Source organism: Deltaproteobacteria bacterium IMCC39524, from assembly GCA_029667085.1.
In the GTDB taxonomy this organism is placed as follows: domain Bacteria; phylum Desulfobacterota; class Desulfuromonadia; order Desulfuromonadales; family BM103; genus M0040.
Genome location: JARUHJ010000006.1, coordinates 96,209 through 122,105, shown reverse-complemented (window position 1 = coordinate 122,105; position 25,897 = coordinate 96,209). Strand labels below are relative to the sequence as shown.

20 protein-coding genes and 1 riboswitch are annotated in these 25,897 nt (G+C 52.3%); of the genes, 7 read left to right on the top strand and 13 right to left on the bottom strand.

Translation table 11 applies throughout. The features are described from left to right. Positions 1 to 6: 6 nt before the first annotated feature. Positions 7 to 834 (bottom strand): cytidylate kinase family protein, encoded by an 828-nt coding sequence (locus P9J64_14890; protein MDG5469616.1) that lies wholly within the window; start codon positions 832 to 834, stop codon positions 7 to 9. Between the two features lie 88 nt (positions 835 to 922). Continuing rightward, positions 923 to 1,876 carry a class II fructose-bisphosphatase gene (gene glpX, locus P9J64_14885; protein ID MDG5469615.1) on the bottom strand — a complete coding sequence of 318 codons (954 nt, stop codon included), beginning with the start codon at positions 1,874 to 1,876 and terminating at the stop codon, positions 923 to 925. Positions 1,877 to 2,182: 306 nt separating this feature from the next. On the opposite strand from glpX, the gene P9J64_14880 reads away from it, so the two are divergent. Then, positions 2,183 to 2,575: a rhodanese-like domain-containing protein gene (locus tag P9J64_14880; GenBank protein MDG5469614.1), complete on the top strand. Its 393-nt coding sequence runs from the start codon at positions 2,183 to 2,185 to the stop codon at positions 2,573 to 2,575. Between the two features lie 49 nt (positions 2,576 to 2,624). Here P9J64_14880 and P9J64_14875 read toward each other — a convergent pair whose 3' ends face one another. After that, the gene (locus P9J64_14875) at positions 2,625 to 2,771 is read right to left on the bottom strand and encodes a hypothetical protein (GenBank protein MDG5469613.1); all 147 of its coding nucleotides are present in this window, start codon (positions 2,769 to 2,771) and stop codon (positions 2,625 to 2,627) included. Positions 2,772 to 2,831: 60 nt separating this feature from the next. Here P9J64_14875 and P9J64_14870 point away from each other — a divergent pair, with 60 nt between their 5' ends. The 4 genes from P9J64_14870 to P9J64_14855 all read left to right on the top strand — a co-directional run bounded on the left by P9J64_14870 (position 2,832) and on the right by P9J64_14855 (position 5,415). Then, positions 2,832 to 3,557 carry a glycerophosphodiester phosphodiesterase family protein gene (locus tag P9J64_14870; GenBank protein ID MDG5469612.1) on the top strand — a complete coding sequence of 242 codons (726 nt, stop codon included), beginning with the start codon at positions 2,832 to 2,834 and terminating at the stop codon, positions 3,555 to 3,557. A gap of 102 nt (positions 3,558 to 3,659) precedes the next feature. Further along, positions 3,660 to 4,823 carry an SAM-dependent methyltransferase gene (locus P9J64_14865; GenBank protein ID MDG5469611.1) on the top strand — a complete coding sequence of 388 codons (1,164 nt, stop codon included), beginning with the start codon at positions 3,660 to 3,662 and terminating at the stop codon, positions 4,821 to 4,823. A gap of 149 nt (positions 4,824 to 4,972) precedes the next feature. After that, the gene (locus P9J64_14860; GenBank protein ID MDG5469610.1) at positions 4,973 to 5,194 is read left to right on the top strand and encodes a NifU family protein; all 222 of its coding nucleotides are present in this window, start codon (positions 4,973 to 4,975) and stop codon (positions 5,192 to 5,194) included. Positions 5,195 to 5,220: 26 nt separating this feature from the next. After that, a complete protein-coding gene (locus P9J64_14855) occupies positions 5,221 to 5,415 on the top strand; it encodes a hypothetical protein (GenBank protein ID MDG5469609.1) in 195 nt (64 codons plus the stop codon). A 108-nt stretch (positions 5,416 to 5,523) separates the two neighbouring features. Here the strand turns inward: P9J64_14855 and P9J64_14850 are convergent, their stop codons facing one another. The 4 genes from P9J64_14850 to P9J64_14835 all read right to left on the bottom strand — a co-directional run bounded on the left by P9J64_14850 (position 5,524) and on the right by P9J64_14835 (position 8,539). Then, on the bottom strand, positions 5,524 to 5,937 hold the full coding sequence (locus tag P9J64_14850) for a bacteriohemerythrin (protein MDG5469608.1): 414 nt from the start codon (positions 5,935 to 5,937) through the stop codon (positions 5,524 to 5,526). Between the two features lie 207 nt (positions 5,938 to 6,144). Beyond that, a complete protein-coding gene (locus tag P9J64_14845) occupies positions 6,145 to 7,305 on the bottom strand; it encodes a DUF362 domain-containing protein (GenBank protein MDG5469607.1) in 1,161 nt (386 codons plus the stop codon). Next, the gene (locus P9J64_14840) at positions 7,302 to 7,697 is read right to left on the bottom strand and encodes a secondary thiamine-phosphate synthase enzyme YjbQ (GenBank protein ID MDG5469606.1); all 396 of its coding nucleotides are present in this window, start codon (positions 7,695 to 7,697) and stop codon (positions 7,302 to 7,304) included. Before P9J64_14840 ends, P9J64_14845 begins: the two co-directional genes overlap by 4 nt. Continuing rightward, entirely contained in the window at positions 7,697 to 8,539 is an 843-nt protein-coding gene (locus tag P9J64_14835; protein MDG5469605.1) for an alpha/beta fold hydrolase, read from the bottom strand. The genes P9J64_14840 and P9J64_14835 overlap by 1 nt, the downstream gene beginning before the upstream one ends. A 166-nt stretch (positions 8,540 to 8,705) precedes the next feature. On the opposite strand from P9J64_14835, the gene xerC reads away from it, so the two are divergent. Together xerC and P9J64_14825 are read left to right on the top strand one after the other, a co-directional pair. After that, entirely contained in the window at positions 8,706 to 9,596 is an 891-nt protein-coding gene (gene xerC / locus P9J64_14830; GenBank protein ID MDG5469604.1) for a tyrosine recombinase XerC, read from the top strand. 195 nt (positions 9,597 to 9,791) lie between these two features. Further along, entirely contained in the window at positions 9,792 to 10,394 is a 603-nt protein-coding gene (locus P9J64_14825) for a peroxiredoxin (GenBank protein ID MDG5469603.1), read from the top strand. A gap of 100 nt (positions 10,395 to 10,494) precedes the next feature. Here P9J64_14825 and P9J64_14820 read toward each other — a convergent pair whose 3' ends face one another. From P9J64_14820 to P9J64_14795, 6 genes are all read right to left on the bottom strand, one after another. Continuing rightward, positions 10,495 to 16,269: an OmpA family protein gene (locus tag P9J64_14820; GenBank protein ID MDG5469602.1), complete on the bottom strand. Its 5,775-nt coding sequence runs from the start codon at positions 16,267 to 16,269 to the stop codon at positions 10,495 to 10,497. A 230-nt stretch (positions 16,270 to 16,499) separates the two neighbouring features. After that, on the bottom strand, positions 16,500 to 17,870 hold the full coding sequence (locus P9J64_14815) for a hypothetical protein (protein MDG5469601.1): 1,371 nt from the start codon (positions 17,868 to 17,870) through the stop codon (positions 16,500 to 16,502). Positions 17,871 to 18,083: 213 nt separating this feature from the next. After that, positions 18,084 to 18,578 carry a hypothetical protein gene (locus P9J64_14810; protein ID MDG5469600.1) on the bottom strand — a complete coding sequence of 165 codons (495 nt, stop codon included), beginning with the start codon at positions 18,576 to 18,578 and terminating at the stop codon, positions 18,084 to 18,086. 23 nt (positions 18,579 to 18,601) lie between these two features. Continuing rightward, positions 18,602 to 19,633 carry a hypothetical protein gene (locus P9J64_14805; protein ID MDG5469599.1) on the bottom strand — a complete coding sequence of 344 codons (1,032 nt, stop codon included), beginning with the start codon at positions 19,631 to 19,633 and terminating at the stop codon, positions 18,602 to 18,604. 4 nt (positions 19,634 to 19,637) lie between these two features. After that, positions 19,638 to 23,495, bottom strand: coding sequence for a DUF11 domain-containing protein (locus P9J64_14800; protein ID MDG5469598.1), 3,858 nt, complete (start codon positions 23,493 to 23,495; stop codon positions 19,638 to 19,640). A 278-nt stretch (positions 23,496 to 23,773) separates the two neighbouring features. Next, a riboswitch (cyclic di-GMP riboswitch) is annotated at positions 23,774 to 23,862 on the bottom strand. A gap of 284 nt (positions 23,863 to 24,146) precedes the next feature. Beyond that, complete coding sequence (locus P9J64_14795; protein ID MDG5469597.1) at positions 24,147 to 25,733, bottom strand: acetyl-CoA hydrolase/transferase C-terminal domain-containing protein; 1,587 nt, start codon at positions 25,731 to 25,733, stop codon at positions 24,147 to 24,149. Between the last annotated feature and the right edge of the window lie 164 nt (positions 25,734 to 25,897).

Here is a 25,897-nt window from a genome sequence, read left to right as displayed (position 1 = left end):
GACTCTTTAGTGCTCTGAGGGGTTGGTTCGGTATTCGACAACCTTGATGTCGTTTTGCAGGTCGTTGACGCCTTCTACCGAACGGGCCTGCTTTTCAGCAGCGGTTTTCTCCGCGTTGGAGTGGAGTTGGCCTGCGAGTGTGACGATACCATCTACAACGCTGATCTCGAGCATGTAGGCGTCGATGTAGTCTGATGACAGGATTGCTATCTCAACTTTTTTGCGAAGGATCAGGTCGGTGAGGAGCTTCTTGCCGCTCGCCTTGACTCCTTCGAGGTTCTCGTCTTTTACACTGTCACAGATGACTTGAACCGCTTTGTCTTCCGAAAGACGTTGCGTGTTGATAACCAGATCGTAGTGAACGCAGTCATCCCAGTCCCGGTCGAAATAGTATTTGATGAAGCCGGCTCTCTGCTGGTCGCTTTTCCTTACCAGGTAGCGGGCGCGATCCGGGTCGAGCCATTCGCGCTCTGCCCATCGCTCGACACGATCTTCAAAAGGGGCGATGATTCGGGTTCGCAGAACGCTGTTGACGTCCTTGAGGAGATCCTGACCGCCACGCCCGTAAATGACTACGTTGCCTTTTAGCGCAGCTTCGAGAATGATCAGTTCGATCAGGTGAAGATCTAAAAACTGTTTCGAGTCGAGGGTGTCGACGAAATGTGGGGGCTTCTCATCTGCTTGTTCCACGGCTTCGGGCGAGAGGCCATAGGCTTCAGCCGCGGCCATGATCATTTCGCCGTCGATCAGTTGGTAGCCCAGTTTCTCAGCAACTTTATGGGCGACCGGTATGCCGCCGCTGCCCATTTCTCTGGAAATCGTGATAATTGCCATTAGTCAACCTCTATGTTATGCGTTGAAAACTCGAGAAATACTATCAACTTGTTAGCACTCTGACAAGCCCTAAGCCGCTTAATTCTTTTCAATATTTAGGTTTGTAATCAAAAGTGTGCCGGGTCTCAACAAAACGAATGGTGCGAGTTTTGGAGCGCATAACGATAGAGTGGGTTTCTGCGCCTCCTGAGTAGTAGCGGGTGCCACGTAGCAGTTCGCCGCTGGTCACGCCGGTTGCGGCGAAAACAACATCCCCATTGGCCATCTCGTTGCATTGGTAGACTTTGTCGAAGTCGTCAATGCCCATGCCTTTGGCGCGTTCACGTTCTTCATCGTTCATGAATACCAGTCTGCCCTGCATATCTCCGCCCATACATTTCAAAGCCGCAGCAGCGAGAACTCCTTCCGGAGCGCCACCGATGCCAAGCAGCATGTCTACGCCGCTGCCTTCAACTGCGGCAGCGATAGCCGGAGCGACATCACCGTCGGTGATCAGGTGAATGCGAGCTCCAGCTTTACGGATTTCATCGACGATTTTATCATGCCGGGGCCGATCAAGAATCACAACGGTGAGGTCTTCAATATAGCATTTTTTCGCATCGGCAACCCTTTGCAGGTTGACCGTTGGTGATTCGTTGATGTCGATGGCCCCTCTTGCCGTCGGGCCAACAGCAATTTTTTCCATGTACATGTCGGGGGCGTGCAGGAATCCGCCTCGAGGGGCCAGGGCAATCGTTGCGATTGAGCCATTAAGGCCCTTGGCGCAGATATTGGTTCCTTCGAGAGGGTCGACAGCGATATCCACTTCCTGGCCGTTGCCGCGTCCCAGTTTCTCACCTATATAAAGCATGGGAGCTTCGTCCATCTCGCCTTCGCCGATGACCACTGTGCCGGAGATCTCCATGGAGTCGAGGGAGCTGCGCATCGCTGTTGTGGCTGCGTCATCTGCTGCCATTTTGTCGCCTTTGCCAACCCAGCGGCCGCATGAAAGGGCTGCTGCTTCAGTGACTCTGATCAGCTCAAGTGCTAGGTTACGATCCATCGGCATTCTCCCGGGGTTTTGCGGTCGCGACAGAGACTTGTTGCGAGCGCTGCGTTTTGGCTCATTCTGTAAGGATCTTGTATGAAATGCTCTTGCTGTTTGACAGCGGCAGTCATGATGACATTTTTCATAGGGAAAGACAATTTTTTTTGGGTGTATTAATATTGTTTTTTGAATATAGTAAGCCGCTGCTATTGGAGACTAAGGCGGCTCGTTTCTGGTTGAGTTGCTTGTCGTCATCGATTGCCGTTTTCAGTTATAATGACAATGTTAAAGTATTGTGAATCTACTAAAAGAGGTCTGGTTATGAGATGTAAGTTTGTTTTCTCCTTTGTTTTACTGCTGATACTACTCCCGGTTTATGCCAACGCCGCTGTTGCCCGCAATCTGTCTTCTCAGGAGGCCTATGCAATGGTTGGCCAGCGTGGTGATCTTTTCCTCCTTGATGTCCGCACTTTTGGCGAATACCAGCAGGCACGGCTCGATGGGGCACGTTTGATCCCGATTGATCAGTTTGTGAAGCGCCTCGCAGAGGTCCCCAAAGATCGTCCGGTTCTGGTCTACTGTGCCGTTGGTTCACGTAGCGCCCAGGTCGTTAATTATCTGGCTCGACAGGGCTACCCTGAGATTTACAACCTGTCCGGTGGAATTTATGCCTGGGCCCAAAAAGGGCTTCCTGTTTTGCAGGGTGGCCCTTAGGGGGAGCGAGGGTCGAGGAGTGTGGCACGGGGAAAGTCAAAAGGAATAATCAGGCCGTTATAGAAGGGCATTCTTTACTGTTTGAAAGAAAGGTGCCATAGCCGTGACGACTATACTCGCGACCGAAAAGCAATGTAAGAGTCATCGCCACCAGCAATAACAAGCCTATGACAATCATTAACAGGTCAAATCGCATCTTTTCCTTGTCGCCTCTTACCCGTTTATTTCTATGCGTTGAAAAGAAAGTCTAACAGGTATGCAACGTCCTTTCATCTGGGCTCATCGTGGCGCTTCAAAATTTGCTCCGGAAAACACCATGGCAGCGTTTTCTGCTGCGGTTGAACTCGGAGCTGACGGTCTTGAACTTGATATCCATCTCTCTCGAGATGGTATCCCTGTCGTGATCCACGACGAATCTCTGGAGAGGACCACTGATGGCCAGGGGCTTGTTGCGGATGCGAGTCTGGAGCAGTTGCAGAAGCTCGATGCCGGTGGTTGGTTCTCCCCCGAGTTTATAAGGGCGCCGCTACCGACCCTTGCAGAAGTTCTGTCAGCGTTTACTGGAAAGCTCAGCCTGAACCTTGAGCTGAAAGAGTTTTCAACCGGAGTCGAAGTGCTGTCGTTGCTGCGCCAGCACCCTGATGCTGAATTTATAATATCCTCCTTTGATTACGACTTGTTGAGAGGTTTGCGCTCGCTCGATGAAGCACTGCCGCTGGCGGTCCTTTTTGAAGCCGGCAACTGGAGGCAGGCGGTTCGGTTTGCCAACGAAATCTCTGCTTGTGCATTCCATCCTGCGGACAACCTGGTTTGCCGCAGAATGATGTCTGCGTGTAGAAACCTGGGCCTGCCTGTTTCGGTGTGGACCGTTGATCGGCCTGAACAAGCCAGAAGCATGTTGAGGATGGGTGTCTCCGGACTATTCACAAACGATCCAGGCGCTCTTCTTTCGGCCAGGCCCGTGCTCGTTTCCATCTTGTAATCGACTCTTGTACTCCAGTATTGGCTGCGTTAAACTGCCGGCTCGATTTTAAAGGAATGTCGGTTCCTGGCCTCTGATAAGTTGCAGGAGATACGAATCTTTATGACCTCGCAAGTTCCCCCACAAGAAAACCCTACGCCCCTGTCCGCTTTGCTGCTACAGCAGCTTAAGAGCTCCGATGGAGTCCGCTTTGCAGCCTTTATGGAGCAGGCCCTTTATCACCCTGAATATGGTTATTACATGGCCCCACGCGACCGGATTGGCAAGTCCGGTGACTTTTTTACCTCCAGTAGTGTCAATGCCCTCTTCGGCCGCCTTGTTGCTCGGCAGTTGATGCAGATGTTCACCTTGCTTGGTGGTGGAGCTTTTCAGGTGGTCGAGCAGGGGGCTGGAGAAGGACATCTGGCCCAGGATATTCTCGATGCGATCGCAGAGGAAGCTCCAGAGCTTTATTCACAGTTGCAATACACTCTTGTTGAGGTCAGTCAGGACAATCGTCAACGGCAAAGTGAGAATCTTGAAAAACATATTGATCGAGTTGCCTGGTGCTCTACTGATGATTGGTCAATAGCTTCAGGTTGCTTCCTGTCCAATGAGCTGGTTGATGCCTTCCCCGTGCAACTTGTCGAGAAACACGATGGACAGCTTCAGGAAGTTTTTGTCACCACCCGCGATGATGCTTTCGTAGAAGAATTGCGTGAGCCCGCAGGGCCTGAGTTGGGTGAATATTTTAGCTGGCTCGGCTCGTCTCCTGTGGAAGGGAATCGTGCTGAAGCCAACCTGGCCGCTCCTGCGTGGATGCGACATGTTGGCAAGCGGATTGAAAAAGGCTTTGCGATAACGATAGACTATGGTTATCCGGTCGAAGAACTCTATGCCCCTTATCGAAGGGCCGGAACCTTGATGTGTTACCATCGACACCAGGCTGACGATAACCCCTATGATCGTGTGGGTGAGAAAGATATCACCGCGCACGTTGATTTTACCGCCTTGCAGAAAGCCGGTTGCGAGGTGGGTTTGGAAACACTCTGGTTTGGTGAACAGTATCGTTTCTTGCTGGCACTTGGGTTTTTTGAAGAATTGGTCAAGCTCGAAGCGGCCGCGTCGGATGAAAAGGAAGCACGCGCCTTGCGCCTTACTTTGAAAAATCTGATTATGCCGGAGGCGGGGATGGGAGAAACTTTCAAGGTCCTTGTTCAGGGAAAGAATGTTGGCTCCCCGGAGCTGTCCTGTAGCCGCGCAATCGGTGCGATCCCTTTCGGTTGAGAGAGTCAGAGGCTGTCGATAGGGCATAAAATCCCCCTGGCTATGAAATATATTCGTCTTTCTGTTAAACTGGTGCTGTTCCGGGTTAACGGAAGCGAACAAAGCAGGTTTGCTGCTAACTAACAATAAGAGATTAAGGAGATAATTCGATGAAAGAAAAGGTCCAGGAAGTCCTTGAGCTGGTTCGTCCTGCGTTGCAGGCCGATGGTGGCGATGTTGAACTGGTTGATGTTACCGACGACGGTATCGTCAGCGTCAGGCTGACCGGCGCATGTGGCTCCTGCCCCATGTCAACCATGACTCTGAAGATGGGTATCGAGAGAACTCTCAGGGACAAGCTTCCTGAGGTTAAAGAGGTGGTCCAGGTCTGATGACCAGACCGCCGGAGGAGGCCTCCATGATCAAAGTCAAAACCTTCGGCGAACCTTTGCAGCCCTTCAGGGCGCAACGTGAGCTTGGTGAACTGGATGAACGAGTGAACCGGTTTGTCAGTGAAAACAACATTACCAGAGTCCTGTCTGTGAGTGACTCAACGACGGTCGAAGCAGGAAATACCTGTGGCCTGATTCGCGTGCTAGTGTACGAGGAGTAGGCTGTCATGGTGGCTTTTGCCGACCATAGTAAAAATAACGGGGGCATCTCTTGGTGAGATGCCCCCGTTGTCTTTGTGAGATGAGCCTTCAGTGTGCAACCCGAAGACTTATGTGTCCAGCCTTTCTGCTTGTTTTTTGATCTTGGCCGCCATCGCCTGGTCTACGACGCAGATGTGGTTTTTTAGCCAGTCCCGCAAGAAGGTCAGTGTTTGCAGGGAAATTGCGGCTTCTCCATGGCGGTGTCTGCTTTCCAGGTCGGCAAGGGTTTCCGCCATGCGTTTATGTTCCTGGAAATGCTTGCTCTGATCCGGGGCTCCGCACTCAATCATGTAACGTTCTTCTTTAACGAAGTGATCCTCCGTGTAACGCTTCAGCGCTGAAAATATTGGCAGAAGCAGGGCGCCACCGCTTCCGTCCTGCATTGCTTCATAAAGGTCATTGATCAAGTTGACCAAGCCCTTGTGGTCACGGTCGATCTCATCGATGCCTGTTCGGTAATCTTCATCCCAGACAAACAGCATATTATTATTCCTTTTCAGTAAAAACAGGGTATTCGAAGAATTATATAATGACAATATATACTATTTTTTTGTTTTTTAAAACACTGTTTCTTGTTTTTTGAAATTTTAATTGCCTGTTTATGTAGAGACGAATGGAGGTGGCTGTTTGTTGAAGTGATTCGTAGAAAAGTCCAAGGCGAGTCAATACGTCTGCGTCAATTGCCTTATTTACCGGGTCTTATCGTTGTTGCCTCTCTGCCCCTGAATAAATTCTGCTAACCGCAACAGGACACCTTGCTGGGTGACAATTGCGCCATGAGGACAAAGTTCCTGGCAACAGAAACAACGAATACATCGACCATAGTCAATCTGGACACCACGCTCATCAATACTCACGGCCTCTGGAGGACAATGGGTGACACAATGTCCGCACTTTTTGCAATCACCGGTGATGCCGGGTTGTGCGGTGATGGCATTTTTGAGCAGGTTTTTGACGGGGGTCGGCAACCCGAAGTTGACATCGGAATTCTTCGCTGCAAGGAAGTTGGTTGTTGCCAGCGAGGACAAATCTGCGCCCTGAAGAATGATCTCGTTAATCGAGACGCCCTCACGTCCTGATTCTCTGGCAACGCGTTGGGTCCAGACTCTTTGCTCCGGAAGGTTAACCATGGCGGTCGCGATAGTGTCGAGAGCAATGGGTGTTGTTGATGCGAGCAAAGCCCCTAGCTGAACTGGGTCGCCGTTACCTGGGCCATTACCTTCCATGGCGATAACCGCGTCCATGATCGAAAGGGCCGGCTGGAAGCGTTCCGCTAGCTCAAGCAGCATCAGGGCAAAGAACGCTTTGTCGGTCCCCGCTTGAAGATGCAACCGGACTTTGCGCATGCCGACTACGAGCCCGAAAAGGTTTTTGACCGCTCCGGTATAACCCATCATCTGGTGAGTCTTGAGTTTGGGCAGGTTGATGATAACGTCGGTTTCCAGGGCTTCTCTGGCTACTTCCAAATGATGGAAGGTCCCTGTTTTTAGAGTGATCGGAACGGATTCCTCAAAGGGTGCGAAATGAACTCCGGTCTCCTCAATCACGTCCATTATGCCGCATTTGCGGGCGACGTTCTCCGGTTTGCCCAACCCGGGCGAGTCTCCTACGCTGATATGCCCACCGGCACTCTGGGCCATAAGGATGACCTGGCGTACGATTTCCGGATGAGTGGTGACGGCTTTCTCAGGGGTCTTGCCGGCCAACATGTTGGGCTTTAAAAGGACCTTCTGGCCGGATTTGATAAAGCTGGAAATGCCCCCTAGTGGTTCAAGGAGAAGATGTAGCGCGTCCTGCACTCGAGCGGGGTCATAATCGGTTAAGGCTTGCAGTGAGACGGAATGGCTCATTGGCTGATAACCTGGATCTGTACCTGGCGTTGACGGGGCCCATCGAATTCACAGAAGTAAATCCCCTGCCAGGTGCCGAGCCGTAGTTCGCCGTTATTGATGATCAAGGTTTCACTGGCACCAAAAAGGCTGCTTTTCAGGTGAGCGGCGCTGTTGCCTTCGAGGTGACGATAAGCATCCTGCATCGGCACGATCTTATTGATCGCCATCACCAGATCGTGGCAAACCGCCGGGTCGGCATTTTCGTTGATTGTGATAGCTGCGGTTGTATGGTGAGTGAAGATAACGGCCAGACCCTCAGTCACTCCGGTCTCGCGTATGACTTTACAAACGTCCGCCGAGATGTCGATCATCTCAACCTGCCGGTTGCTTCTTACCTGAAGGGTTTTCATTAAGCTTTGCTGCTCAAAGCTTCGATAACCGTTTGTAACGCACGGGGGTGGAAGAGCAGGGCGGTATGCCCCATGCCATCGAGTTCAAAATGACGGGCACCCTCCATTTTGGCTGATTCCACGGGGAGGACAATATTGTCGTAGCGGGTAAAAATCGAAGTCGCAGGCGTTGCCTCGGGCCATGGGACGCTGTTGAACCTAGTGAGGAACTCGCATCCGGGCAAGAGGCTCTTTCCCATCGTCGAGAGAGCAAAAGGGGCCAGCTTCGAACCGTGATGAGGTGAACCGAGAGTCACCATCGCTTGTACATGAGCAGAGCCGCCACGGCTCTGTACGTAGTTGCGTGCGATCAGCCCTCCCATTGAGTGGCCGATCAGGATGACTTTTTCGACTTTAAGGTGGATGCGAAGTTCATCGACCTTTTTTGCCAACTGCTCTGACAAAGCCTCTATGTCGCGCCATGGGGGCGTATTAATGCTGATGACCTGCTGATATCCGGCCGCTTTTAGCCGGTGTTGCAGCCAGAGAAGACAACTACGGTTCTGAAACAGACCATGCAGGAGAATGACAGGCGGTTTCTCAGAATCTTTCGAATCGGGAATTTGTGGTTGTCGCCAACCGAGAGGCCGAAGCAGGATCGTCAGTAGCAGACAGCCTGTCTCCTGAATGAGCAACCAGAATGCGATACCGATTCCGCGCGTTGTAAAGCGTCGGTCAATCAGCGCTGGGCTTGAGTTCGCGCGCTCATACCAGGCAACGGTATAACTCAGCAGAACCGTCAGGGCCACCACGCAGATAGTTGTCTTCATCAAATAGAGCAGTAGAGAGAGTAATATTGTCATGGTGAAAAGATTATCTCACGCGGATATAGGACCGTCAATATGGATATAGCTATTAAGTATTAAGCTCAAGGGCTGTAAGCCTGTTAACTTTAGAGAGGATTGTCCTTACAGCTTTTTTTCTGAACACCACTGTTGTATTCTGACAGGAAAAAGGGTGTATCCACCGATGCAAAAGCTGATAGACAGTTTCACCACATATATATCTGATGAAAGAAACCTCTCGCCCCATACAAGAGCTGCTTACTTGCGTGATCTTGGCGAGTTTCGTGTTTTTCTAGAAGAGCATGGTGGCTCTGATCTGCAATCTCTGGCCCGGCTCGATAGCTTCCTCTTGCGGCGCTATCTCGCTGAGTTGCATAAACGCAACCAGCGGACTTCGATCGCCAGGAAACTTTCCACCTTGCGAACTTTTTTTCGTTATCTGGTCCGTGAGGGACGTCTGGCCAGCAATCCTGCCGAAGGTTTGTCGTCTCCCAAGTTGAATCGTTATCTGCCAAAAACCCTCTCGGTCGATGAAGCCACGGCTCTGATGGAGCGTGGTTATGGCAATACGCTTCTGGATTTGCGTGACCGGGCCATTGTTGAACTCTTTTACTCAAGTGGCTTACGTGTCAGTGAGTTGACCGGCCTGGATATCGGAGCTCTTGATTTGCGCGAGAAGCTTGTGCGTGTGCTGGGTAAAGGTCGCAAGGAACGGATCGTGCCGATCGGCCGTAAATCTCATGAGGCTCTGCTGGCTTACCTTGAAGCGCGAAACATGCCCGACACGGAGGAGCCGCTGTTCCTCAATGCACGGGGAGGTCGATTGACGCCGCGTAGTGTTCAGCGCAACCTGAAAACCCGCCTGATCAAAGCAGGTGTCATTAAAGACATCAGCCCACACGCTTTGCGACATTCTTTTGCCACGCACCTTCTGGATGGCGGAGCAGATCTTCGCGCCATACAGGAGTTGCTGGGTCACGCTTCTCTTTCAACCACGCAAAAATATACCCAGGTCAGCGTCGATCAACTGATGTCTGTCTACGATAAGGCTCACCCCCGCAGTAAGAAGAAATAGTCGGACTGGAAAAACACAGGAACTGTTCCAACCCTGTAAGTAGATGCCAAACTGGTTGTCTATGAAGCCAGTTTTTTTCTTTTTTGCATAAATGACCAGATTGGTCAGAATTGTCTTGACTGTTTGCACAGTCCGAGTAAAATAATCCCCAAATTGATGTTTGCCAATAATTCAATAACCTAAGGAGATAAACTGATGAGTGTTCTTGTGGGAAAACAAGCCCCTGATTTTACAGCAGCAGCTGTTCTGGCTGATGGTTCGATAAAAGCCGATTTCTCTCTTTCTGATTACGCGGGGAAATATGTTGTTTTGTTCTTTTATCCGCTTGATTTTACTTTTGTCTGTCCGACAGAATTGATTGCTTTCAGTAAGAGAATCAAAGAGTTTGAAGACCGTGACGTGCAGGTCATCGGTTGCTCAATCGACTCACAGTTCACACACGTAGCCTGGCGCAACACTCCGGTTGATGAGGGTGGTATCGGCGAGGTTAATTATCCTTTGGTTGCCGACATCAAGCACGAGATATGCCGGGCCTATGATGTCGAATTTACGGACGCCGGGGTCGCTTATCGTGGTTCCTTTTTGATCGACAAGGAAGGAAAAGTCCATCACCAGGTTGTCAATGATCTACCGCTTGGTCGTAACGTCGATGAGATGCTGCGCATGATTGATGCTCTGCAGTTTACTGAAAAGTATGGTGAAGTCTGCCCCGCTGGTTGGAACAAGGGTGATGATGGGATGAAGGCAGATAAGGACGGTGTTGCTTCTTATCTTAAAGACAAGGCTGTAAACCTTTAAATGTCCAGGACGTTTAAAGCGAAAAGAATAAAAGCAAAGGCCAAATGCATTTCGCATTTGGCCTTTGCTTTGTTTGCAGTATTAACTCTTCCGAGCCTGACTATCTATTGATCCACTTTGCTGCGTCCTTGACCGACTGTTGGTCATACTTGGCCCGGAAACGCATATACGCTCCCTGGGCGGTGTAGTGCGCTGCCGAGAAGTCTTCATCTTCAAAACCAACAAGATTGTAGCCTAGGCTGACCCAGGTGTTGGTGATCGGCGAGTAGCCAACATCTGCCCCCAGACTGTAGTCATACTGGTTGCTGTTCCATGAGTGAAGCATGCTGCCGTGCAGACCAATGTCCCATCGCTTGTTGATATTGTATCGAGTTTCGAATGCGATCAGGTCAGTGTAGCCGCTGTAGCTTCTGCCGTTATAGCTGTCGCGCACGTATTTTAAACCATAGTAGAAGGACATCTGTAGTTTGCGGTTAAGTCGGAAGTTAGCGTGTAGATTGTTGACGATACGCCAGTTGTCGTAATCACTGTCGCTGTCGTCCATTTTGTCGAAGTAGAAGTCGAGCCTGTTGAGGAGAATCCAGCGGCTCGAGGAAGGCCGATACGCGGCTCCCAGTCTGATGTTGCCATCGGTATGGCGTGCGCCTCCAGAGACTTTAGAAATAAAGGCAAGGGCCTTGGCTGAGACAGCCACGCCGTCTTTAGGCTCGCCGACAACACTGGTGCTGATGCCGTACTTGTCTTCGCTCTGCGCCTGACGGGTTTCGAGACGGTTCCACCAGGTCCACTTTGCCTTGCGATAGGTTGAGCCGACCGACACTGAGGTGAAATCGTCGTCTGCACCATGGGCGGGTGGTACATTGTTGTTGACTCTCTCGGAGTCCGGCGTCTTGATCGTGTAACCGCGATCGAGGCTGGCATCAAAACCCCACCGTTCATTCACCTGCCAACTCTGCCCGAGACCAAAGATGGCAAAGACCCTTTGGCCATTCTCGTTGGTCTGTTGTTCCACTGCCGTACGCAGGTCGCCACCCTTCCAGGGGGTCGACTTGAATCCGGCACGTGTTCCGTCTGTGTTCGCCTCGTCTCCCCAGGAAAATTCCTGCTCGGCAAAAAGGCTGATCTTCTCGGTAAGTTTGTAATCCGCACCAAGGGTAAGCAGGGTCGGGAAGTCGCTATTCTCGTTGTTATTACCGAGCGACTGCTCGTAATCACTTCGCAGATTCAACTTGCGATCTGCGGTCATCCAGTTACCACCTATCAACCATTGGTTACTCTGTTGAGTTTCACCATCCTCAAACTTATCACGGGCTCCACGTAGGCCCGTGTGTACGCCGAAACGATCTCTATCATAACGGCTCCCGAATTCGGCGACGTCTCGTTTAGCATCTGTTGAGAGGTTGTCTTCATGGTAGGCCTGACCAGACACTGATACTTGCGGAGAGAGTTGGTAAGAGCCATCTACGCCGTATTTGCGGGTGCTGGTTTCACTGTCATTCTGCTGACCAAGGCCAAAGGACCCCTGCTGTTCACGGTAGTAGGTGTTTCCTGTGATGCGGTTCGAGCTGTGTCTGACTTCTGCAAGGTAAGATTGACCATCGCGGTCAAGGTCGTAATTTTGAGTTTCGGTTGCGGCCATCTCGGCATGCAAAGTGGTCTGCGGGCTCAGTTCGACCGTGACATCAGTGCCGTAAAGGTCGCCGTCACCAGAGCCTTTATCCTCATGGATATAGGTTGCTCCGACCTCAATTTTCTTGTTGAGCAGTTTGACTGCGGCACGGCCACCGTAGTTAAAGTTCTCATCAGCAGAATCTAGGGTCTCGTAGCGGACAACAATAAAGTTCGGGTTAAAGCTCTGATCCTTGCTCGCTATCGGGCTCTTGAAGAAGAGGCTGCCATCGTCATAATCGATATCATAATCGGTGTGACGAGCCAGAGTTTGTAACTCGATTATCTGTTCACTGTGGAAGCGATCGCGGGTCTCGATGGTCACCGTCTCAGAATTTATGACGATATCTTGTTCTGAGAGGTAGTAACGACCTGAAGTGCCGTCGCCTTGAATCTCATCCTTAGCGAAAGCCTGCTTGGTGTCAGCAGCAAAGAGCGTGTAGCTAAAATTATTCGCCTGCATCTCGGACTTGAATCCACTCATGGTGCGGTTGTAGCGGGACAGTTCTGTTTGGCTGAGCCCTGTGCTCATGTCGCCAAAGAGGGCGTAGAACTGCTCACGTTCGATCTTGAGATAAATACCGTGCGCGCTTGAAGCTTCATAACCCTGCCTGGTTCCGTCGCCGTAGAGTGGGTAGTAAGTATCCGGGTCAATGATCTGGTACAGGCTGTCACCATCACGATTCGGTTTGTCGGAATCGTAGGCCATGGTCAAGAGCCACTCGCCCTTGATCGCGCCCTTGGCGAAGAACTTCACCTGACCGTCATCGTAGAAGTGCTCGTCAATTCCCGCTTCGTCGAGGCTGACCTGGTTGCCGGAGAAGGTATTGTAGCCAGCGGTGCCCTCGGCAAAACCGACCAGGATCCAGTCGCGCATGTGTGGGCGGACCCAAACACGCAGTTCTTCTTCACTTTCAGGCAGTTTGACCGAGAAGATAGCTTCGCTGGTTGTGGTGGTCGGCTCAAGTGTCAACAGGGCGATGCCATCGCGACCGACGAAATATTTCGGCTTCTGCGAGCTGAGGCTGTCATCTTCGCGCTCCAGTTCGGTATCAAAACGATCGGTATAGAATGGCGGGTGTACCTGAAATTCTCCTGTACTGCCAGTGCGTACGGGGTGACCGTCTTGATCCCGTAAGCGGATAGCCAGGCGTGGCTTGGTGACGCCGTCGGCGATCAGGTGGGTGTACTGATCAACGACTTCGATGGTGGTCGGCTCCGTAGAGAGGTGGATGTTGCGGGAGATTCGCTCGACCGGCTTGCCTGCGGCGTCCTGTACAATGACTTCAAACTGGTTGTCGCCGTCATCGAGGCCGAGGCCGCGCCACAGGCTGATCGCGACCTTGCCATCATCGCGGACCTGAATGCCCTCGAAGGTCAATGGATGAACGTCTTGGCCATCCTTGCGCAGTTGGAGCTTTTGTTTAGGATCGTGCTTGATCGCCACCTTGGTGGTGCCGATATCCGGGTAATGACCTTTTGTTGGCCAGATCCAAGCCAGGCCCGGTTCTGCAGTGGATAACCACTCCTTGTCGAGGGCCGGCATGGTCTCAGGCTTCATCGGTGGCGCTGGTATGCCAGCGTTGCCCGAACCTGTCGGGGCCAGCCCCCTGGTTTCGACAGACTGTCGACCACTCTCCGTCTTGACCGGCTCCAGACTGGCAGAACGTTCTTCCTTGATGGAATGAACCTGCAACTCGGCACGACGGTTGTTGGTCCGGCCCTCAGCTGTGAGGTTGTCGGCCACAGGTTCATCCTGGCTCCTGCCTGCGGTTTCAACGACGGCCTCAGAAACTTTCAGCTGGTCGGAGAGATATTCTGCGGCACGTTTGGCCCTCGCTTCCGAGAGCGCTTGGTTGTCGGCATGGATATGCTGGCTGTGCTTGCCGATCGGCACATTGTCAGTGTGACCAACCACCTTGATGCTGATGATGTTTTGTCCGGAAAGATTCTCCGCCAGTTTGCTGATTTCGGCCTTGTCTTGCTCCTGGATTTCCGCCGCGAAGGTCGGGTAGTGGGCCGTCAGGTTAACTTTGCTGGCCTCGGTAATTACCTCCTCTTCGATCCTGACCACTGTCTCGGCCAGAGGCGTCTTCTGGTTACTGGAGGCAGGTGAATCAAACAGGACCATCGCTTTGGTGGTTTTCTCACCGACCTGCTGGTCGACATCGGAATCGGCCTGGAAGCTGACGTTCACTCGCTTGTCTGCCGGGAGGTTGCCGAGGCGGAAGACGGCCGCCGGACCGGATACTGAAGGATCGGTCAGTGGCTGGCCGTCGATCTTGGCGCTGCCGGGTAGATACGTGCTGCCCTGGGGCAGGATGACCGTCAACCGTAGGTTGTCTGCCGGCACTGCTGCCGTGGCGATATCGATGCTGTGCGTGATGAGATGACCGTCAACTTGGCTGTTCATGCTCAGATCAACGGTGCCCACCGCAGGCGGTTTCGGGGCCACGTAGAAGTCAGAAACCCAGAGGGTCCCACCCTGGAGATCAACAAATTGCGAGAAGCTGCGGCCACTGAATTGTGTGTTTTGCTCGCAGGAGAGTGATTCATAGCCTGCCGGCAGGGTGTTGAGATCTAGTTGCACCACATGGACCCCCGGGGTGACGCCTTCGAAATGGTACATGCCGTTACTGTCAGTGACTGCGTAGGTTCCGTCTTCCAGGTATATCCGCGTCTGGCCGAGGCCGTCCTTGGCGGTGTCATCAATCTCGCAGGAACCCACCTTGACCCGGCCCATGATGAAGGCGTTGTTGCGGAAGAAATCGTCCCGGACCATGACCCGGGCGGTGGCCTGATTCGATTGTGTGGCCTGGGCGTCGCTGGCCATGGCGCGGTTGACCGCGTAGCCGAGTTGGGCGCCGGCACCGACTTCAACCACGTAGTTGAGGCTTACTTTCGCGGCAGCGGGAACTTCGCCCACGATGAGCTGCATCTGGCGGCCGTTCCGGGCTATGGCCGGATCTGCCACCTCGCGACCGGCAACCCTCAGCGAACCGCTCTGGTAGCGGAAGCCGAGTGGCAGGCGATCATCGATGACGACATCGTATGCGGCAACACTTTCGCTCAGGTTCTCGACCGTCAGCGTGTACATCAAGAAGTCGCCGACGGCGACGACATCATCGAGAGCTTCCTTCTGTAACCACAGGCCAACCGGAGCCGGGTCAACCGGAATGTCGATTTTGATGGCCGGTCCCAATTTGATAAAGAAAACTTCACCGTATGAGGCCAGATCGTCAATGGTGAACTGGTCGAATTGATCCCGCAGGATGTCTGGTTGGACGGATGACGGAGAGCCATAACCTGCAGGAGGGATGATGTCGAGGCGGTACTCGCTACCGGGCTCAATCAGCGGGAAGCGGAAGCCGCCAGATGGAAAGTTGAGATCCGGATCGCCGGTGGTCACCGTAGAGGGATACCCCGGCTGGCCGAAATCGTCAAAGACCTCGGCGGGAGCGCCCGCGGTCACGTCGAAGAGGGTCACCCGTGCCCCATCTAGAAGCTCACCGGTGACCGTGTCGAAGACGAAACCGTATGGATCGATCAGGGCGGCGTCCACGGACACATCCTGGCCATCGAAGGCGTCGGTGTAGCTGGCGGTCAGTGAACAGTCGGCGATTACTGACAGAATACCATTGCGGTTTGTGTCGCTGCTCGAAGCCGTAATCACATAACCATAGAAGAACCCGCTATTGTTACCGTCTTCGGTCAGTTGGAGGAGTTCATCGTCTCCGGTGTCCGGGCAGGTGATTCGCACATAGACAGTTTCAGCAACAGCGTTGTCGACATTTTGGTCCTTATCCTCAAGGCGAATGATAAGAGGTTGTCCACCATGGAAGATCTGTGCGGCGACGACCGGGATGGTGCCCGGCAGTTGGTAAGCGTCGTTGTAGCCATCGATCGGACCGAATGGTGCCGGGCTGGCTAGGTCTCCCGTGGTGCTGTAAGTCGTTGCCGGAATGGTGGCGGTATATGAGCCCTCCGGATTGGTCGGTGCATATTGCAGGAACGTGATTTCGGAAGGCGTTCGGCGAATCTCCGTGATGATGTCCACAGGGTTTGAATCCCGGGTGCCCGGTGAGCCGTTTGGAAGATCGTAGGTCGCCGAAGCAGTATTGCTGATCAAGGTGCCGGGAGGAACAGCGTCAGCTGTTGCTGCGATACCCAGCACCAGACAGCCTAAGACGCACACCTGCCTCAACATGCGATGACCCACCCAGCTGGCATTCGTATGCTCAGGCAGGCGGGTGGACCAACCCGCAAACGGACCGGTCCACCTGCCTGATTTCAAGCTCTGTTGTTGAAACAGAGGAAAAAGTTTATGAAATAGCTTTGCTGCCTTCTGTCTATTTCTGCCTAGTGTAACAAATTTCCCCGGCAGGAAAATCGACAGGAGTGACAGCAATTGCTGCCACAACGTCACTTGTCAGATAATTAAGGAATTGATGTTGATGTCGTAGAGACGTCAATTCCACTGATTTGGACGTTGTAGGTTATGATTATTGATTCGCCTTGCTTAAGCTCGCCTTCTAAATATCCAGCCTCAGTAGGAAGGAGAATAGTTGATGGGCCTGCGTCGAAGTCAACAGTCAGTGTGCTATTAGGGTCGCCGGCAGTAAGGCTTGCCGCATCACCATCGGAACTGTTGCCAGTTAGCCAATGACCTGCTGCCGATCTGCCAGTGCCACTCAGGTCCACGTAAATGGATTCTCCGGCATTATGCCCAACAATGTTCTTGCTACTGTCCACGTGATCAGGGTCAAACACAAAAGCATCTGTCGCCGATTGAGTTATGACATCATTGATGCTGGTCAAGAAAGCTGAAGTGGCACCCAAGGAGGTGTTTTCAATAGTTATCTCGTACTGTACATAGACGCCCGGAAGGTAGTAACTGAGACCATACGGATCATACAAAATGCTTTCTGTTTTGGATACGGTTACAGCTACGTTACGGAAATTGTAGGTGCCTTGGTCAGAGTGAATGCCGTCTGGATCAGAAGGAGTATTGTCTATGCCGCCAGTGTCGCTAACCGCCGTTCCTGCGTCATCAGCAAAGACAACATCTTGAAGGGTGGGGGTATTACTACCCGTCTCACTTAAGGCTGCAGCACCACTCCATGCCTGTGCCAGAAGGTCAAAGTTTTGTTTGTCCCCTTCCGTCAACAGAGACGTGTCGGCCACAGTGTTAGCAACAATGAATACAGTATAGGTCAAGTCTCGAGGAATGCTCAAAACATCACCTGCTGGCATTGCTAGCTCTGAGCCATCGTACACTGCGTTTGCGCTTGTCTTATAGACCATTGTTACGCTCGTAGAGTCGATGATATTGTTAGCAAGGGCTACTTGGTTGTAAGTGATTTTGAAATCACCATCTTTGTTACCATCATTCTTCACGTTGAAAGAAATGACTTGGACTGTCCCACCAGCAAAAACATCTGTAGGTGATGCCGGAGAGCCTGTTGCTACTTGGACATAAGGCCGAACCTTATGGTCAACAGTAAATGATGTGCTAGCGCCAGGACCAGTTGGATCGGAGTTCCCACCTGGGCTACTTTTAAGGTCAAAAGAGCCTCCTCCACTTAAGGTGTAGCTCAATGTTGCAATGTTGCTGACGGTTGTGCCAGCAGTGGTGTCTGTTGTGTCTGCCAGAGCGGATTGCGCTCCAGCCAACAAGACAGTCGCAGTCAGCAGCAAACTTAAAGCACTGACAATAAATCTTGACTTCATGGTTTTTGTCTCCTTTCGACGTTCAATTAATCGGGTTATTGAGTTTCTGGTTATGTTTGGTTTTTCCTTTGTTTTCATTGTGGTCTCCTTAAGTTTCTATGAGTTGAGTTTCGGTTTATATATTCACAAAAACGGTCTTCGTTTAAACATTCGAACCATTCGTTTTCTTTTCTCCACCCTTGCTATGTCGGTTCTCGAAATAATTTGCTTCATCTTCTTGATTTGTTTTTCTAGGTTTTTCTCATCCATGTCTTAACTCCTTTCGTAAAGCGTTTATTAAGTGAAAATGTGTCATTCAAGTTGAACACTGAATCCCGCATGAGCCTCCTCTCCTGGTTGAAGGGGGGCCGCTCGGACCCAGCGAATATGGGTATAGTCAGCAGCCGTTGCCGGTCGGGGCTTTCCATCCGGTCCGGGAACGGTTAGATTCTTCGGGTTTTCGAACAATTGGCCGCCATCGACAGAAAAGGTGATCTCGGTGTCTTCACCAAAGGCACTTCCGGCGACATAGACAGTGTGCTCGGGAATCGGATTGTCGAGCCGTATGTTCTCGGCCGGTTCTGCACCGATATTACTGAAGGTGTTGGTGTAGATTACCTCGGTGTCGGGCAGGACCTTGGTCGCCGGTTTGCGCACGATGATCTCCTTGCCGTCCGGGTCCTTGGTGGTCATTTCCACCTCGGCGGTCGATTTGAGCAGCACGTTGCCTTGGTTTTCAGCTAGCGCAGGGTTTGCGGCGATGCCGATCAGCAAGAGCAGGGTGGTTATCAGGGGGATAAATCGCATAGTCGAGCTCCTTTCGTTATGGCTCAGTCAATCGAGACCTGGAATTCAATCGTTTGGCTAGGGGACGCTGCGCTCATGTCTCCCAGCGAAACTGTAATGGTGTTTGCATCGGTGATGTTGAAATCACCGGCATCATCTGCAGGGGCATCGGTCAAAGTATTGCTGTTGAGTTTCATAGATTTGGCCACGTAAGTGGTGTTAGCTGGCACTAGATCTGTGACGAAGATGTTACTGAGGGTGCCGACTCCGATTACGTTGGCTTGGATTCGATAGGTAATCACTGCACCGGGAACCGGGTCGTTGGTGCCGTCCGGGTCAATGATCGTATACGACTTGTTCAGGTCAAGATGAAGGCCAGTTGCCTGGTAGCTGCCGCTGTCCTGAGCCAGTCCTCCTGAGTTGCCGAGGATAGCCGTGGTGTTGCCGTCACCCGTATTGGCTGCGAGCACAGTCCACGCCGCACCACTTCCCGTGGTTGATTTGGCTGTGAGCTGACTGCTGCCAGTCACTCCGGCGTTGATTGCAGCCGGTATGTCGTTCAGTACGAAAATGACCTGGTTGGCATCAGCAACCAGTGCCGGATCGTTCACGCCAAGGGTGTAAGCTGTATCCAAAGCGTCATCGAAGTTTTCATCGCCGTCGTCCAGATAGATTCCCACCGGAGTGCCCGGTAGCGGGTTGAAGTCGTTTCCGACAAGCAGGTTATCTATCGTCAGTTCGAAGGTTTCTGTGCCGTTGCCGGTATTGGTTAGCCGGAAGGCAATAGGAACATCAGATTCGCCCGGAAGCACACTGACTGGAGCCAGGTCGAGAGAGGCCAGGTCCAGGTCGATCAGTTCATCGATCTGGAAATTGGCAGTTGCCGATTGCTGCAGAGCCGGTCCGCCCATGTGATAACTTAAGGTTGCCAGGTTCGTGATGGTTGCACCGGCCGGAGCGCCGAGGGCGTGACTTTTTCCGGGAGTAACCACGGCCAAGCCACTTGCCAGGATGCTGAAGAACAGCAACTGGCAGAGTGGTTTTGCGAATTGGATTTTTAGACTCCTCGTTCTCATCGCTCTATTGCACCCTCACACTGAACTTCACTTCGAAGGTTGGAGTGTTGCCGCCACTCGCCCCGTTGATGGCGTTGCCAAAGTTGATGCGGAACGATTGGATATTGTTGTCGTAGCCGTCCGTATCTGGAGAGGGGACATAGTTCCAGGTCGTACCGTTGTAGAACTCGAGATCGTCCGACAGGCTCTCAAGATCGATAAAGTTGTAAGCGAGGCCACTGTCGGCTAAGGCCGGTGTCAGACTGTTGCCGTCACTAAAAGTCACTGGAGAGGTTGTGCCTCCGGCTGGCCCGACATAGATCGCAGTGTTCGCTGGAACCGGGTCAGACAGGGTTACGCTATTGCTGGCGGTGCCGGCAGAGCCCGTGTTGGTGGCCGTGATGGTGTACTCAACCAATGCACCTGGGATCGCATAGGGATTCAGACTACCGTTGACCGGATCGTAAGTGGTCTGCACGGTTTTGCGAAGATTGATGATCGGGGCCAGGACTGGGGTTATGTCGACACTGGAAATGTCGTTGGTGCTGTCGGTATCAATCTGGTCGAGAGCTGTGATCTCCGCAGTGTTGGTAATGGTTGTACTTGCTGTGCCGGGGTTGACAACGGCGGTGATTGTCAGCGTTGCCGATGAATTCCCGGCAATGTCACCGATCAGCCAGAGGCCGGCAGAATAGGCTCCTTGGCTGGGTGCCGATGTGACCAGGGTCAAACCTGCAGGCAGGATGTCATCGACTTCAACATTGCTTGCATCGTTGGTGCTATTGTTCGTGGTGGTTAGTGTGTAAGTTATCAGTGTGCCTTCATTCGGGACGTTGTTGTCGACGGTTTTGGTGATACTGAGGTCTGTTGCGTTCACAGTGATGTCAATAGCGGCAATGTTGTTACTGGTGTCTTGATCGGCTTCGGTGGCAGAGACTTCTGCCGTGTTGGTGATCTCTAGATTGTCGTCTTCGTTGAGGACAGTTGCAGTGATATCGAGAGTTGTGCTGCTGCCATTGTTTAGACTGCCGATGTCCCAAACACCTGTGGCGCTGTTGTAGTTGGTCGCAGTCGGGGTGTGTGAAACGTAATCTAACTCTGGGGGTAAAAGGTCGTTGACGATGACGTTGCTGGCATCCGATGGGCCGTTGTTGGTGACGGTCAGTGTGTAGACGATGTCTTGGCCAACGTTTGGTGTGATGTCGTTGACGGTTTTGGTGATTCCCAGGTCCGTACCGCCAACGGCAATGTATTCGCTGGCCACGTTGTTGGAGTCCTCTGGGTCGGCCTGGTCTGCTCCGGTGATAAAGGCGTTGTTGACAATTGTCTCCCCGGTTGTGCCAGTGTCAACCGTTGTGTCAAAAGTCAAGGTTGCGCTGTATGGAGTTGTCGGGGGCGTCTCGAGTGTGCCGACATCCCAGGTGCCAGCCGAATCATTAAACGTCCCCTGGGTGACAGTATGAACAACTTTCCCTTTTGAGGTGACATAGGTCACTCCGTCAGGCAGCAGGTCTGTTACCACGACACTTGTTGCCTGGTTGGGTCCGTTGTTCTGAATCGTGATCGTCCAGGTGATGGTGTCGCCGACATTCGGGGTCTGGTCACTCACTGACTTGGAGATTTTCAGGTCAGTGCCATCAACGGTCACCGACGCCGTATCGTATTCGTCACCGGGGGTGCTGTCCGGTTGATCGACGTCCGTGATCTCGGCTTCGTTGACCAGGGTTTGCCCTTCAGTACCTGTATCGACAGTCGCCTGGAAGACCAGGGTTGCGTCGTCCTTGTCGTTGAGGTTGCCTAACGTCCAGAGACCGGTCGCGCTGTTATAGATGCCGGTGCTGACACTGGCAGATGTGGCAACATATGTCAGGCCAACCGGGATGGTGTCCGTGACTTCAATACCAGTCGCATCGTGTGGGCCGTTATTGTTGACGGTGATGAGGAACTCGACGGTGTTATTGACGTCTGCTGCGACGCTGTCGCCGAAAGAGGAGGTCGTGGGCGAATACCTGCGAACCTCTTTCTCGAGAGTCAGATCGAGATATTCCACCTTGATCGAGGCGCTGTCGCTGTCGTTGGCAGAGTTCGTATCCGGTTGGTCGGTTACCGTCAAATTTGCTGTGTTGGTGATAACCTGACCTACGGTGCCCAAATCGACGGTTGCAGTGATTCGGAGCAAAGCACCGGCCCCGCTGTTGAGACTGCCGACATCCCATAAACCTGTTCCGCTCACGTAAGTACCCTGATTGGCAGTGTAGCTCACATAGGACACACCCGGTGGCAGTTGATCTGTCACCTGCACACCTGTTGTATTCGCCGGACCGAGGTTGAGAACTCGGACGGTGTAGACAATTGTGTCTCCTTCCAGAGGTAAAGGGTCATCGACGGATTTCGTGATGCGAAGATCGGTCCCTCCGACACGCACAGAGGCGCTGTCGGTGTTGTTCTCAGCGAAACCATCGTTCGGTGTGCTGGCTGTAAGGGTGGCGTTATTGGTCAGGGTTTTCCCATTGGTTCCGGGATCGACCGTGGCGCTGAGGCTTAGGGTTGCTGTCGCGCCATCTGCCAAGCTGGAAGAAATCGCCCAGACGCCGGTAGTGTCATCATAACTTTCCAGGCTGGGAGTGTGGCTACTGTAGGTGAGGCCAGTCGGTAGAACATCAGAGATAGTCAGGCTTGTGGCGTTACTGGGGCCGTTATTTGTTACTGAAATTGTGAATGTTATGATTTCATTCTCGATTGGGGCTTCGTTGTCAACTGTCTTGAGCACCTCAAGGTCAGTGCCGTTCGAAGCAAAGAGGATTGTAGCTGTATTGTCCCCACCGGTTACATTTTGATTCAGGTTGGCATCAATGGCTTCTTCGTAGACGACAGTAGCCGTTTGTCCGTCGAGGATATGCAGAGTGCCGTCGCTGTCAGTTGTGTTCGTAGAGAGCGAGCCTGTGTATTTGCCCTGGATACCTGTTGAGTAGAGGGTGACACGTTCCGTATCTCCAGTTGGGGAGGTTACGGTCACAACGATCTCGCCAATTGGAAGCGTATCGATGTTGAGGTCTAGATCGTCAACGCGGATATAAAGCGTGTCTCCGGGGGTGGCAAGGTTCATGTCGAAGGCACCGTTAAGGTCATCAACGAGGCGAACCTTGCCGTTGTAGAACGTCAAGCTTTGAGGTAGGGCCCCTGAAAGGGTTATGAAGTCGGACAGACCTGTGTACAGATCAGATCCTCCAACGAGATCAGCACCACTCTCCGTGAGGTTGTTGTCCGCGCTGGTGCTGCCAACAAAATAGCGGATTAAATTGTCGTCGGTGATGCCTGTAGCTGCCTTTAACACGGCCGTTGGCAACTTCCAGTCAAGGAAATAGTCAAGGTCATCGTTGTCAACGTTGCAGCTACCGTCAGGGTTGGGGCCGTTGTAGCAGCTTCCAGCAGGGACTATGCGATGATTTCCGGCTACCGGGTACCAAGCGGCAAGATATTCAGCTTTGTCAGAAGGGTCACCCAGCTGGCTTCGGACAGTATTCTGACGAAGTTCAATGACTTCGTTTGAAACTAAGCCGTTGATGATGATCAGCCATTCGTAATCATCTGCATTTTGATCAGTATCTATTTCGAAGCCCCAACTGAAAGGCCTGAGATAACCTTGTCCGCCTGACCCTTCTGCGCTGTCATCCAAGCGGATACGATAAAAGGCATTAACTCCATCATTGTAGACGTAGGCTGCAGCAAGGGAACCGTCTTCAGGGACAACATTACGTTCCCCTCCTGCATCACCAAGAGGGTCATGTATTGGCGCGTAGCCTTGAGTCAAGGGAAACCACTGGCTGTCCATCGGCCATGCCCATGCAGAGGTGATCGAGCAGAGCAGTATCAGAGTTGCCAAACAAAAAGATGAGACTAGGCTCTTCTGTGAAGAGCTTGTTGTCGGCCTAAATATTTTTTTCAAAAAAGTTGCCATAAGCTTAAGTTTGTTAGCATTTTCTGTTACCACCCCCTATAGGGGTGGTGAAAAAACTACACCAAATGACCAGATACACCACAACGATGCCAAATTTGGTCATCCAAATCGGAAAAGAAACGCCCGGCTTCATTAATCCGAAGCCGGGCGTCACCTGGTTTTGTGGAGGATCGTTATCCCCTTCAAATGGTCAACACCTTCCCTTCGGCGGCTAGGCTGGCCGGAAAAAACATGTAATTCCGGCTCCTTGGCTCTGCGTCACCAGGTTGCCCTGGTTTTGCTATTATCGGAGAAGCAATAAAAAAATATATGTCTTAGCTATGTACTTAATGAGAAAAAGTTAGCCCCCCCCCCTACTTTAGTAGTGGAATTATAACAGTTGAAAGTAGTATGAATTTTTTTTATGCACAGTTAGTGCCACTATTTCAACGGTTTAGCTGTCGATAGGTCTGTTGCAAAGCGAGGAATTTTTAGCGAGGTGGGTCGGCCGCATTTTGTGGAGGATGGTTGTGAAATGAAAAGCCCCGCCGGATAACCGGCGGGGCTTTGATGTAGCTGCTTTGAGACAGTCGAAATCTATTCGCAGAGGTCGATTTTGATGTCCCAGTTCTTGATGCGCATGGTGCCGTTCTCGGCCATGTTCTGCTGCATCTTGAAGGCACGGTCAAAGAGCTGAGGCTCGTGACCAACACCGCGAGCGATACAATCCTTGGTTGCCATCTCCAGGTAATCGGAGAGAATTGGCTTGTACTCAGGATGAGCACACTTCTCGATGATCAGCTTGGCGCGCTCTTTAGGAGCAACACCGCGGAGGTCGGCCAGACCCTGCTCGGTAACCAACACGTCGAGGTCGTGCTCAGTGTGGTCGATATGCGGAGCCTTCGGTACAACGCAAGTGATGCCGAGTGGATCGGTCTTGCTCGGACGCGTTGAAGGTGAATGCATGATCTTCAGGAAGCCGTTACGCAGGTAGTCACCGGAACCGCCGAGGCCGTTGATCATTCGAGTACCGCCAACCAACGTGGAGTTGGCGTGGGCATACATGTCGAATTCGACCGGAGTGTTCATGGCGATAACGCCGAGACGACGAATCGGCTCAGGAGCGTTGGCTATTGACAGGGGGCGCATGACGACTTTGTCCGCATACTTGTCCCAGTTGTCGAAGAAGCGAGGGAAGCCCTCGGTCTCTGAAAGCGACAGGGAGCAGGCCGAAGCAAAGTTCAGGTTGCCGCCGTCGATAAAGTCGAGCATGGTGTCCTGGAGAACCTCGGTGTAAACCGACAGGTTCGAGAAAGGACCTTTGGCGAGGCCACCAACAACTGCGTTAGCGATGGAGCCGACGCCGGATTGCAAAGGCAGCAGGTTCTCAGGCAGACGACCGCGCTTCACTTCATGTGCAAAGAACTCCATGATGTGACCGGCGATCGCTTCTGAGGTGTCGTCCATATCTGCAAATGCGCGACCTTTGTCACGGTTCTTGGACTCGACTACGGCAATGACTTTTTCCATGTCGCAAGGAACGTATGGAGTACCGATGCGGCTATCAGCGCTGGTGATCAGGAAAGGTGCACGATTGGGTGGCTTCTGCTGCATGTGAATGTCGTGCATACCTTCGAAAGAAGGCTGGCCGGTGTTGACTTCGAGGATGATCTTGTCGCAGAGGCCGATCGCTTCAGCAACGATACCGCAGGAAGAGGTCAGGGCCAGGCCACCGTCTTCGGTGATGGCAGAAACTTCAAAGATACCGATGTCATAACGGCCGTTTTCTGTGTAAAAACCGTAGCTGATATCCTGAGCAAAGTGACCGAGGTGCTTGTCGCCCATACGGATCTTGCCAGCGTTGATCCCTTTGGCGATGTTCTTGCCGGTCTGGTAAGGCCAGCGGCGGTCGATCATGTCGAGGGTTGCCCAACGATCTTCAGTTTCAGCACCGACAGAGGCACCGATGAAGAGGTTGAACTTCAACTGACCTTGCAGGTTGTTGGCTTCAACGTGGTCAGCCAATGCGATTGGTACCGCTTTAGGGTAACCGGCCGGGGTGAAACCGGACCATACCAGGTTCTGTCCAGAGCTGAAGAACTTGATCGTATCTTCAGGCTTCATAACCTTGTTGAGCAGGGACTTGCGACGAACGCGACTTTCTAAGGTTCCGTAATCGGACATGCTCTCTCCTCCATGATGGAATTTATCCGGGATATCACCCGGACTTAGAAGTGTTTGCCGAGAATAAGATTAAAATTAGAACGCTGTCCTTTTCTCTCGGCGATGACTTTCTCTTAAATTGCGGTTTCTTCGGTATTCCAGAGTAAACTCGACAAGGCCAGGTC